A 13,047-nucleotide genomic window follows, 5' to 3' on the forward strand; every position below is an offset into this window, starting at 1 on the left:
ACCAAAACTAAAGCAGATGATTTTAAAATCAATCTTTCAGACTTTCATAATTCTTATGCTGGGACTGCACATACAGTAAACTCAGGTGATCCTTTATCTAAAGGAAATAAACCAGTTTACCTTGGCCTAGAAGACTATAATAATGCACAATCAATAAAAAATATTGGTGCATCTAACATTAAAGATTTTTCGCTAACTCTAGAGCAGGTTTCTCAGAACTATAAGAAAATTAGCTTTAGTTACATAAATATTATTTTCCGAACAGAGTCTGATCAGGTGCCATTGCAGCATTATAAATATGAAGTAGAAATTGAAAACATTATTTCAGGTCAAACAAGAGTTGTCGAATCTGAAATTCTTTCAAAGAAAACACATATTACTGAATTACCTGTTCTCAATGAGCATGAGTATATTAGAACTTTCAAAGTTATTCCTATGGGTGAAGACGGACTGAAGCCAGGTGAATTAATTCCATTGACAAGTGTCTCAATTCAATGGTCAGCAGCAAACTGGAGTAATGGTATCTGGCCAAATGAAGAACCTATTACATTTGATGAAGTTCATTCAGTTCCGTTGTCGGGAACACTTGAGTACTTGGATGAGAGTGATAGTTCAAATCCTGTTAAGAAAACGGAAACGATGAAAGAGAAAGTTGTTTATTATGCTCCGGAGACAGCTGTAGATGCGGAAGCATTTGTAGTTAGTGGTGATTCAAAGGATACTAAACCAGGGGATGTCGTCAATTACGAGATTCAAGGATATAATAAAACATTGTCCTTTGCCGATGCATGGATAAATCCTGTGGTTGTGGTTAAACTTCCGAAGGAATTAGAACTTGTTAACGCTTTTTCTAAGAAAGATGTAATCGATTCAAAAGGAGTATTACATTCTAAGAAAGTTGATGTTACCTTAACTGGTCAAGACGCAAATTTTAACTATTACCGATTTACTGCAGCTCATGATGCAATTAAGAATAATACACTTGTTTCATTTAAAATTCCATTCCAAGTAAAAGTAGCGAATGGAACTAAAGTGGGTGAATATAAGATTGATTCAACACTGGTAAGTGGTGATAATTTCTTGCAAACTTCTGTTGCGATGAATACACTTGCTGACCCATCACTTTATGGTTTTAGTAATTTAGCTGACAAATATTCAGTTTCGCCTTCTAGAAACACAAGCACAACTGTAGTTTCACTAACTAAAATAGATTCGATGACGCAAGCACGTCCATCTTCAAGTGATGAATGGTCAAGTGTCAGTTACTATGGTGTTGAAAAGAATACTAGACCTCAAATGAATGCTGTTATCAGTAACCTAGGTAACTCAGTGTTTAAGAAGGTAAGATTATATGATATTTTACCATCTAATGATGACGGTAGGGGTTCTACTGGTAATGTTCAATTTACGGGGGTCGATTCAACGGGAAGTACTGTTTATTATACGACAAAACCTGTTAATGAGTTACCGGCATACGGTAGTGATGCTGCTAAGTTACAAACTTGGACAGCAAGTACTTTAACAAGTTATGGCTTTACTAAGACTGCTCCAGCGGATTTATCAACAGTAACAGCAATTTATATTGACTTTGGAAGCACTTTAATTCAACCTGGGGCTTCAATTGATACCGTATTGAACTTCTTAATACCAAATACTGATGGGCAAGTAGCGAAGAATAGTTTTATATTCTCTGCAATAGAAGATAAGACAAATACTGAGTTAAACATGTCGAGTCTTGAAGTTACATTTAGTACTGAAATTGGTCAAATTACATATAAAGAAAATAAACCTGTCACAAATGGCACAGTATCTTCAATGCCTGATCCAGATGTACAGTCAGTTGTACTTGACGATGATAAAAAGGGAAGCATCACTGTATCGAATACAATTCCTCTATTAGAAGGGTATACATTCCAATCATGGCTTGATGCGAAAACAGGTACAAATTATACAGGAGATCAAGTAATTGATTTCGATAAGAATGTTTCGGATTATACTTTATTTGTATTTGATGCAATCTGGAAAGCTAATGAGTATAGTGTTGTTTACAATTCAAATGGTGGTACAGGTACAATGTCAAACCAAGCATTTACCTATGACATTGAACAAAACTTAAATGAGAATACATTAACACGTAAGGGATATACATTCTTAGGTTGGTCAACAAGTCCAACTGGAGAAGTTATCTATAACGATAAGGATGCAGTTATTAATCTTGCATCAAGCAATGCTGCAGAAGTAACAATGTATGCAGTATGGGAAGCAAACACATACGAGGTTATCTTTGATGCTAATGGTGGTAGTGGTGTGATTGATGATGTAACCTACACTTATGATAAGTATGGGACATTACCAAAAAACAACTTCTATAGAGATGGCTACACCTTTAAAGGGTGGTCATTATCCGCTAATGGATCAGTAGATTACTTCCAAGATAAGCCTATCTTAAACCTCATTGATCAAGGGAATATTACACTCTATGCTGTATGGGAAGCAAAAGATTATACAGTAACTTTCCATGCAAATAATGGAACTGAAGATGTAACAACACAAGGATTTGTCTTTGATACTACTTCAAAACTAAATCTTAATTCATTTAAGTATGATGGATATAGTTTCAAAGGCTGGTCTACAACTGCAGACGGAGTGGTAGAATTTGCGGATGAAGCTGATTTTAGTCAAAATCCATTTGCTTCATCAGTACATTTATACGCAGTGTGGGAGGCTAAAGAATACAAAGTAGTGTTCCATGCCAATAATGAAACAACAGATACACTATCACAAACATTTGTATTTGATACAGCAGAAAAGTTAGATATTAATACATTCACTTATGATGGCTATACCTTTAAGGGATGGGCTACTTCAGTTGACAGTGATATCGTTTATCAAGATGAAAACAGCTTCAATCATAAACCATATTCAGCTACAATTAACCTGTATGCAGTATGGGAAGCAAAAGAGTATGCAGTAGTATTCCATGCAAATAATGGATCAACAGATGCACTATCACAAACATTTGTCTTTGATACAGCAGAAAACTTAGATTCTAATACATTTGCATATGATGGCTATACTTTCATGGGTTGGTCTACAACTGCAGATGGAACGGTAGAGTATTCAGACATAGCGTCATTTAACCACAAACCATATACTGAAACAATCGATCTATATGCAGTATGGGAAGCAAAAGAATATGAAGTAGAATTCAATGCGAATGATGGCTCTTCAGTAAGTGTAAAACAACAATTTGTCTTTGATAATCCTCAAGAATTGAGTGGTAATACATTTGTAAGAGAAGGCTATCAATTCCTAGGATGGTCAACTACATCAACAGGATCTGTTGAGTTTGAAGATAAAGCGATGTTTGATAATAAACCATATGCTGAATTAGTAAGTCTGTATGCTGTCTGGGAAATGAATGTTACATTTGAAATTGAAAACACTCATATTACTAGCAAAGAAGGAATTACATTAACAAATGATTGGTTAATAGAGAATGTTGTTCCAAGTACGAATCTATCCAAAGTAGATTATATTATTACAGGAGATATATCAACCGATACTCTTGGTGAAAGAGTTGTAACAATTAGCTTTGTCTTTGATGAAGTTGAGTTCATTCAAGAATTCACACTTGAAGTAAAACCAAAGATTTCAGTTGAAAACTCTGAGTTCACAATCAAACTAAGTGAGTTAACGAAAGAGAAAATATTAGAGTTAGCTAAACCAAATTCATGGAATGTGGAAGATCCACTTAATCCTACTGAAGATTTAGAGTTTGAAGTGTTAAATATGCCTGATAAGGATTCGGGTGTTCATGAGATTCAAATTAAATCAGCATCTGGAGAAATAATAACTGTTGCTGTAACAGTGGATAATGATGTTGTCGTAGAAACTATTTTCTTCATTGAAGCTGAAGATATCTATATTAGTATTCATGATTTACTTGATGCCGATATCCTTAAACTTTCAAATGCAATAGGACTTGAACAAGACTTAAACTCTGATGGTGATGTTCTTAATGAAATTACTCATGAAGTAACACTTATTGGAGATATGCCAATTACAATTGGTACTTACAAATTCAAATTAGAATCATTGAACTCATCAAAAGAAATTACTGTAATTGTATATGATGAAGGTGATTTAATTATTGAAGCAGATGATGTTACTGTAAATTGGTCAGAAATTAAGGATCTAACAGAAGAAGAACTGATTGAGTTCTTATTACAAGCATCAAATCCAAAGGTTATTAATCCTGTAAGTGGTGTTGAGTACGATAGTAAAGGGATAGTTATTAATGTTCTAGACTTAGTTGGGATAAAGGGTGAGGGAATCTACCCAATTAATTTAGAGTTTGAGTTAAGTGTTAATACCTTAGCACATAATGATGCGCTACGCATACGTCAAGTTGGCGGAATGAATACAACACAAACAATTTTCGGAAAAGAGATTGTATTAACTGTAATAGATGATACAGTAGTATTGAATGAACCAAAATTACCAGCAACTGGAATGAATAGCAATCAAACATACTTTGCTTGGGCGTTCTTAGTTCTTGGTCTTCTAATCGTTTCAATAAACGAAAGAAGACAGAAAAAATAATGGATAGGATGCCTTGAAGCGTATGCTTCAAGGTGTCTTTCACTATTAAATATAATGAAGGAGAAAAGGATGAAAGTAACTGATAAAAAGCAGATTTTAGTTGTCGAAGATAATGATGATTATAGAGAATTAATGACAAAAATACTCGCAAAAGAAGGCTATGAAGCTGACCTTGTTGCTACAAGTCTAAAGGGTTTAGAACTTCTTGCACAAAAAAAGTATCACTTACTGATTTCTGATTTGTATTTGGATTCAATTGATGGCATTAAATTAGCGACAACAGCTAAGAATATTAATCCGGGTATGAAAACTTTAATTTTGACTGGTAATCCTCAAGAAGCTACAGAAATGAGAGCAGTCGAAAACGAAATCGATTTGTATTTATCAAAAGAAAAGAATTTGCCGTTAATATTGAAGTATATTGAGAACTTGTTATCTACTGCATCATTGGATGACAGGCAAGTATTACTTGAGTCTCACTCAGAAAATATAGTTATGAATATCAAGACTCACGAAGTTTTCAAGGATAATAAGGAAATAGACTTAACTCCTAAAGAATTTGAGTTGCTGCAATTGTTTCTAGAAAATAAAAATGTAAGGCTAGATAGAAGTTATATCGTTGATCAAATTTGGGGTGGCGATAATATTGTCTCTAGAGTTATTGATGTTCATGTCAAGAATTTAAGAGATAAACTACAAGTATACTCAATTGCATCAATACGTGGATTTGGTTATAAGTGGAATGAACGTTAAAACAAAATTAAAAACACTAAGTATAATTACAGCTACAGTTTATTTATTAATAATTGTAGTTTTTGTTGTAAATATGCTTCGGTTCGATGATAAGCAAATAACTGCAGAATATAACTTTGTCTATAAAATGGAATCTTCAATAAAAGAGGCTTTAATTCAAGATAATTATGATGATATTAAATCTCAACTAAGTAAGCTTACAGATGAACACTCTCTGGAAATCGCAGTAGATGATGGAGAAAAAGTCATCTATAGCACAGTGCCTCATAAAGTTGGGATGAATCATTTTGACACTGTTAATAAAAATGCAGTCCTGGCGGAGTCCCAGACATCTTTAGAAACTCCTTATGGAGTAAGAAATGTATGGTATCTAATGTACACACTGTCGGATACTGAGGTTTTCGGTAGTTACTTTGCAAACCAAGCAATATTAATGGTTATAGCATTTGTCGTACTTTCTGGTGCAATTGCATATTTAGGTTTTTATGTAATCAAACCAATGATTAAAATTAGAGAGTCGATAGAACAAGCCTCGAATTTTAATTTTGAAACAATAACGCCAGATACAGATGCTGTGAATACGGAATTCTATCAATTTACTGGAAAGTTAGAAAATAAATTAGGACTTGTAAGCCGTCAGTACACGGAACTAGAAAAACAGTTGCAAATCAATAAAGAGCATTTAAAGAATACTCTTGTTGTCTCAAGGTCTTTTATTCATGATTTAAAAACACCTTTACATCAAGTTATTTTAGAAAATGATTTTTATCTCGCGAACTTGCCTTACCAGAGTGAAGAGTTGATAGAGTTGACAGCTATCAATAACTCAGTCATCGAAAAACTGATAAAAAATATAAACGAAGTATTACTAATAATGAAAAACGATGTATATCAAGAGTTGAAGGACAAAGAAACTATTGATTTAGAAGTATTGATGTATGAAGTCATTAAAATGTTTAATACACATATTAAGAACAAGAAATTATCTATTAATTTAGAGTTTGATAATGATGTCCATGTCTATTCTAATAAGACCACAATCCGTTTGCTTCTACATAATTTGATTTCAAATATGATCCAATATTCTAAGGAAAATAGTGAAGCATCGATAACTGTATTCGAGACGAGTGAGTCAATAGAAATATCATTTAAAAATGATAGCAGTGAAGAAAACATTAAAAGAATGAAAATGAGTGAGAGTATATTCAATTCGATACCATCAAATGATAACCAATTTAGTGGAGGAAATGGACTTTTCTTAATTAAAGATCTTACACATATCCTTGGTGGAGAGTATAGTCTTATCCAATCAGATTCTATAGTAAAGGTAATCATTTCAATTCCTAAGGAGTAAGATGATGTCAAGAACATATACTTTTGTAAGCAGAATAGTAATGTTGTGTATGTTATTAGCATATGTCTTTTTAAGTGTATCCTTTGCTGATGAAGAGATTAGATTGATAGAAGATGAATCAATGCAGGCGGGAACATATCCAGTATACTTAAGTGATGTTGACCCAAATGGGAATGAAATAAGTAAAGTTATTAGAGTAACAGTAGTGTTTCCAAATACCGTTCAAAATCAAGAAACTAACGAAGCTATTGATGCTAGTGACTTTAAATCAACAATTAATACAGTAGAAGCAATGCCTTTAGATGAGTTGATAAAGAAGTCCAAGGCAAAAGCATGGAATATATTAACGGGAGAAAAGGTTCCTATTACGAATTTTGTAGTGGAAAAAAAAGAGAATCATATCTTCAAAATAACTTTTTCAACTGAAAAGGGTACCTCAACAACTGTAAATGCTATCGAGTTTCAAGATGAATTGCTACCATATAATCGGGCTCAGTATAAAATTGAGGAACGATATGAATTAAACACTAAAGTTATTTCACTTATTATATTGGTAGCGGCACTAGCGCCAATATCCATTGGGTTCTATCTGGTTAAGCAAATCGATACGAAGATAAATGAAACGTATGAATACATCTACTATAGTTCTGATCAAGAAAATAAATGAATACAATGATTGCTTTAGCGGATAGTGCTGGAGAGCAAAAACATAGAATCTAATTTAGATATTATCCAAAACTATGAGAAATAGTTTAAGTGTTAATTTAACTACGCCACAGTGTTAATTAATAGAAAAAAGTTGGGATTCATGTCTCTCGTAATTGTACAGGAGCATTAATTCCATTTTTTGTATTCGTATACTTTTGTAATTTTGATAATTCAAGATGTTTACACTAAGTTTAGTTGTGCGAGTGCGAATAAAAATAGAGAGTGATTAGCTAAATATAGAGAAAAGAAATATCTATATTTTTCTAGAAATTTATATCGGTAGGACACTAGACTCATAGTGGTAATATAGAGCTTTGATAGTTATTAAGAATAGTCGGCTAAACTTCGGTTCGTCCTCTAAATAATAATGAAGGTTGAGAGGTAAATGAGTAGGAGTAAAGCCACAGAGGATCTATATGAATCTATCAACATTAAGGTTTTGAACTAATATTTGACAATGTAAGAGATATTGAGGTGAATAGTTCGAAGATTATTCTACTGAATCAATCTTCAGTTTTCTTTCAAGTACACTGTTTGAACAAAATGAAACAAGGACAAATAATATGCAAATAAAAATATACTGATAATCTAAGTACTCCTCAAAGCCAACTGTAGCTTGTTACAACTTGCCGTTAAAACAATAATTCAATTAAAATAACAAACGTTGGTAACAAAAAATTAACATTTGGTTACATTTTACTTTATTTACACAAATAACAATATAATGTAAAGGGACATAGAAAGTAAGGATTTACTGAGGGGGTATATAATTGAAAAAGTTTTATCGTTTATTATCTGCGATATTTCTGATTGCTGTTCTAGCAACAAGCATCCTTCCTAATGCAAATGTGTTTGGATTAGAAGAGTCAGATCAGGAAGAAACGGTCGTAGAGACTACAAATACTATTGGGACTGTACCAGTTGGTACTAGAAGTGCTATCTTGAATGGCAATCAGCTTAAGGCTGCAATTGAAAATGCAACTGAAGATACAACAATCATTTTGGATGATTTGTTTGATGTGACGAGTCTTGGAGGAATCGACATTAATAAAACAAATACATTCAATGTTACAGTTGACGGGAATAATAAAGTGTACACTAGTGTAAAAGATAGTGTTATTACAATTTCTGGGAATGCAGGTGGTACACTAACATTTGAGAATTTCATCTTGGATGGAAGCTTAAAGTCAAAAAATCTGAAGATTAGTATCAAGAATACATTTAATGATGTCGTTATTAGAAATTCCGAATTCAGGGAGTCGAAAACTACACCAATTGCTGTAAATGGAACTGGGACTCTCACTGTAGAAGAATCCTACTTCCATAATAATAACGCAAGCTTTGGTGGAGGAATTGAGATTTACGGAGCATCAAATATTATTGTGAAGAACTCGACATTTGAAAATAATGAGAATACATATGGTGGTTATGATGGAGGGGCAATTTCTTCAAAATCACATAGTGGAAAATTAGAGGTATATAACTCAAAATTTATTAATAACATCGCTACTGGAGCAGGTTCAGTTGCTGGAGGTCGTGGTGGCGCAATTGCTGCGATTTATCCATCTGGTCATACAATAATTAAAGATTCATTTTTTTATGGCAATCAAGCAAGCACAAATATTTCGTTGCCTATATCTGATGGTGGCGCAATTGCAGTAGTTGACATGGCAATGAATGCTACATACACAATAGAAAATTCAACTTTTGAAGAGAATCAATCCGGGGATGATGGAGGAGCAATCTTATTCCAAGGTAAAGGAGCAAACGCTGTTTTTACAGTTAAAAATTCTACTTTCTTTAAAAATAGTGCTCATGGAAAAGGTAATGATGCAGGACTTAGTGGTGGTGCGATTCAATTGTATGCTAACTCAGGGATGAAGACAGTTCTAGATTCAAATACATTTGTAGAGAATACAGCATTTGCTAATACAGCCAATCAAGATCAAGTGGGTGGAGCTGTAGCTGCTAGTGGACGATTTGGTGGACGTGCTGCTGAGCTGACAAATAATCTTTTCGTAAGCAACCATGTGTTCTCAAGTCCTGGAATTGAAGATGTAAGTTCCAAAGCTAAAAACTTAAATATGGGAATTGATAAAGGTGGAAATATTGGGCTGGATAAAGGTCTAGATATTGTCTATTCATCTAATATTGATGCATTTGGTGTTAACACTCCAGTCCTTTCTCATAACGGAAGTACTGTAAAAGCAGGTAGAACTGCTGATGCTGTTGTTGTTCCAACACTTATGATTGTTCCTAATGTTGGACAAAACGAAACTAATATTGTAAATCCAGACGGAGAAGGTTCAACTATACTTACATTAGACCAACGTGGCTTACCTCGAGGAAATGATGTAGGGGCTGTTGAAATTTCGAAAATAATATACAACGCTAATGGCGGAAGCTTTGACTTAGGTCCTTTAGGAGAATATTTAGGTTCAGAATACTATGTAGGCTCTAGTCCAACAGAATACTATCAAGTTGGATATATTGAAAAAAATGAAGCTGTTGTTAATGGAACGACTGTATTAAAAGCAACTAATCCTGGGCAAGTATTCTTAGGGTGGTCAAGTAGCTCAACAGCAACAGAACCAGATGCAGGTCTTTCTGTAGGTAGTTCAATTCAGATGAGTCAAGAGGATCAAGTTCTATATGCTGTTTGGGGAGAAGAAACTTATACAGTAAGCTTTGAAAGTAATGGAGGAAGTACTGTTCAACCAATTACAGATATAACTAAAGACAGTACCATTACAAGTCCAACGGATCCAAGTAAAGCTGGGTATACATTCGCAGGTTGGTATACGGATGTTGCACTCACAACAGCATGGAACTTTGGTACGGACACAGTTACAAGTAATATCACATTATATGCGAAATGGAATGAAGTACTCTATACAGTAAGCTTTGAAAGTAATGGTGGAAGTACTGTTCAACCAATTACAGATATAACTAAAGACAGTACCATTACAAGTCCAACGGATCCAAAAAAAGCTGGGTATACATTCGCAGGCTGGTATACAGATATAGCGCTCACAACAGTATGGAACTTTGGTACGGACACAGTTACAAGTAATATCACATTGTATGCAAAATGGAATGAAGTACTCTATACAGTAAGCTTTGAAAGTAATGGCGGAAGTACTGTTCAACCAATTACAGATATAACTAAAGACAGTACCATTACAAGTCCAACAAATCCAAGTAAAGTGGGATATACATTTGCAGGCTGGTATACAGATGTTGCACTCACAACAGCATGGAACTTTGATACAGATACAGTTACAAGCAATATCACATTATATGCAAAATGGAATGAAGTAACTATTCCTGTAGAAACCTACACAGTAAGCTTTGTGAGTAATGGAGGAACTGCTGTACTTCCAATTACAGATGTAACTAAAGGAAGTACTATCGCAAGTCCTGCAAATCCAAGTAAAGGTGGGTACACATTCGCAGGTTGGTATACAGATGCAGCATTCACAACAGCATGGAACTTTGTTACAGACACAGTTACAAGCAATATCACATTATATGCGAAATGGTCAGCTGTAGTGGAAGTGACACCATCTCCTGGACCAACCTTACCATCAACGGGTATTAGTAATAACAACCTAATAATCGCATTATCACTAATGATGATTGGAATGACAGGTTTGGTAATAAGAGATAGAAAAAAGAAACACACTAATTAATAAACGAATATGTAAATAGTTCATAGTGATCGCATTAATAAAGCCCTGTTACTAAATGTAACAGGGCTTTTTAGTTATCACCTAATGGCGTATAATGAAAAAAAAGAATCTCAAATGATATTCGAGATTCTGTATAAATTATTGTTTACCAACAAGGCTGATGCGTTGTTGATTGTATTTCTTGATTGATTCAAAAAGACTTACTAGGGCCACAGCATAATCTTTATAGCTAATTTGATTAGGGTTTACATCCATGAGGACTTCTCCACCGATAAGAACTTCATTTGATGTGGGTACGTCAACATCGAAATCTATTGCTGGGCTAACATATACCCAGTTTACATTGCTTGTTTTACGTAATGCATCTAAACCTTCTGACATTGCAGATGCCAATGGTTTAAATTCTGGTGGGAAAGATTCAGTATCTTTTAATTGCAATGAACGTGTTTCATTAATGTACATGCTTCCTGCACCACCGACTACCACTAAGTGTGTTGCTGAATTCTTAAGTACTGCTGATAAATGTTCTAAAGCTGTTTTATGATGAATTAATGTATCTGCTTGCCAGAAAGCTAATGCACTAACTACAATGTCAAATGAACTTAAATCTTCACGTGTAAGTTCAAATACATCTTTAATAAGTGTGTGTTGAGCTGGTGTTTCTTTTGAGCTTCTCATTATTGCTGTAGTGTCATATCCTTTTGCGACTGATTGTTCAACGACTAATGATCCAACTTTTCCATTTGCACCAATAATTGCTATTTTCATATATATTTCCTCCATTTCATAAAAATAATAACACAGATTATCGAGAACACTAAACAATTTGCTTAGAAACTAATTTCTTGATAAAAATAGGTTTGAATACAAATATAAGCTCAATAAAACATCTGAGTTAAATTCTTGGTATAATATACAAGACAAATACCAAATAAAAGATAATTGATTATTCACTTAAGGAGATACTATGAGACTTGATAAATACCTTGCACATAATAACTACGGTACTCGAAAAGAAGTTCGTTCGATAATTAAAGAAAAAAGAGTAATAGTTAATGGGGAAGTAGTAACGAATGCGGGCGAAATTTTGAATATAAATGAAGATGAAATATCCGTAGATGGATTAACGATCAACTACGTTGAAAACGTCTATTATATGATGAATAAACCACAGAATTATGAATGTACACATATTGAAGATAAGTATCCTTCAGTTCTGGAACTCTTACCTACGAACCATAAAGACCTATTCTTTGTGGGACGTTTGGATGTAGATACCGAAGGATTATTATTGATTACAAATGATGGTCAATTTTCTCATAGGATTGCTCATGGAAATAAGGATATCTATAAAACATATTATGTAGGTCTTAAAGATACATTTGATAAGACTTTCATCTCGGAATTGCAACAAGGCATTCCTCTAGATGGTGAACTATTAAAACCTGCAAAAGTAGAGATTGTTGAGGATAAAGTAATATTATTATCCATTGGAGAAGGGAAGTATCATCAAGTGAAAAGGATGATGCATTACTGTAATAATGAGGTTACCTATCTTAAGAGGATAAGTATTGGAAATCTTAAGCTCGATGAGAGTTTAAATCTTGGAGAGTATAGAATGTTGACACACGAAGAAATAGCTTTGTTTTAATTGAATGCTATAAAAAAGGCGACCAGTGGTCGCTTTTATTGTGAAATTACTATGTCATTGGTGAAACCATCTGCATCAATAATCAGTGATGGAAGTAGAGAGTTTGATGAATTGTGGTTGATGTTACCAATTTGAGATTCGGAGTATCCTGACTTTCTGTTGTTAAGTGAATGTGGAAAATAACATATCAATTTATAGATTTAATCGAAATATACTAATAAAAAATGTATTGTTCTGGTTCATCGAACACAAACTATGATAGCGCTAACAACGTTTTCTGGAGC

Annotated in this window: 7 protein-coding genes; 6 read left to right on the plus strand and 1 reads right to left on the minus strand. The window is 33.8% G+C overall.

The window, feature by feature from the left end; all coding sequences use genetic code 11:
* The first annotated feature begins 282 nt into the window (after window positions 1-282).
* The 5 genes from G7059_RS03970 to G7059_RS03990 all read left to right on the plus strand — a co-directional run bounded on the left by G7059_RS03970 (window position 283) and on the right by G7059_RS03990 (window position 11,112).
* Entirely contained in the window at window positions 283-4,605 is a 4,323-nt protein-coding gene (locus G7059_RS03970; RefSeq protein ID WP_166080797.1) for an InlB B-repeat-containing protein, read from the plus strand.
* Between the two features lie 69 nt (window positions 4,606-4,674).
* Complete coding sequence (locus G7059_RS03975) at window positions 4,675-5,358, plus strand: response regulator transcription factor (RefSeq protein ID WP_166080798.1); 684 nt, start codon at window positions 4,675-4,677, stop codon at window positions 5,356-5,358.
* Window positions 5,348-6,712, plus strand: coding sequence for a sensor histidine kinase KdpD (locus G7059_RS03980; RefSeq protein WP_166080799.1), 1,365 nt, complete (start codon window positions 5,348-5,350; stop codon window positions 6,710-6,712). The genes G7059_RS03975 and G7059_RS03980 overlap by 11 nt, the downstream gene beginning before the upstream one ends.
* Before the next feature lie 49 nt (window positions 6,713-6,761).
* Window positions 6,762-7,379, plus strand: a complete 618-nt coding sequence (locus G7059_RS03985; protein ID WP_205700239.1) for a hypothetical protein — start codon at window positions 6,762-6,764, stop codon at window positions 7,377-7,379.
* 811 nt (window positions 7,380-8,190) lie between these two features.
* Entirely contained in the window at window positions 8,191-11,112 is a 2,922-nt protein-coding gene (locus G7059_RS03990) for an InlB B-repeat-containing protein (protein ID WP_166080801.1), read from the plus strand.
* 138 nt (window positions 11,113-11,250) lie between these two features.
* Here the strand turns inward: G7059_RS03990 and G7059_RS03995 are convergent, their stop codons facing one another.
* Window positions 11,251-11,880 (minus strand): NAD(P)-dependent oxidoreductase, encoded by a 630-nt coding sequence (locus G7059_RS03995; RefSeq protein ID WP_166080802.1) that lies wholly within the window; start codon window positions 11,878-11,880, stop codon window positions 11,251-11,253.
* 199 nt (window positions 11,881-12,079) lie between these two features.
* On the opposite strand from G7059_RS03995, the gene G7059_RS04000 reads away from it, so the two are divergent.
* A complete protein-coding gene (locus tag G7059_RS04000) occupies window positions 12,080-12,763 on the plus strand; it encodes a pseudouridine synthase (RefSeq protein ID WP_166080803.1) in 684 nt (227 codons plus the stop codon).
* Window positions 12,764-13,047: the final 284 nt, after the last annotated feature.

Source organism: Erysipelothrix sp. HDW6A (assembly GCF_011400295.1).
GTDB lineage: Bacteria > Bacillota_I > Bacilli_A > Erysipelotrichales > Erysipelotrichaceae > Erysipelothrix.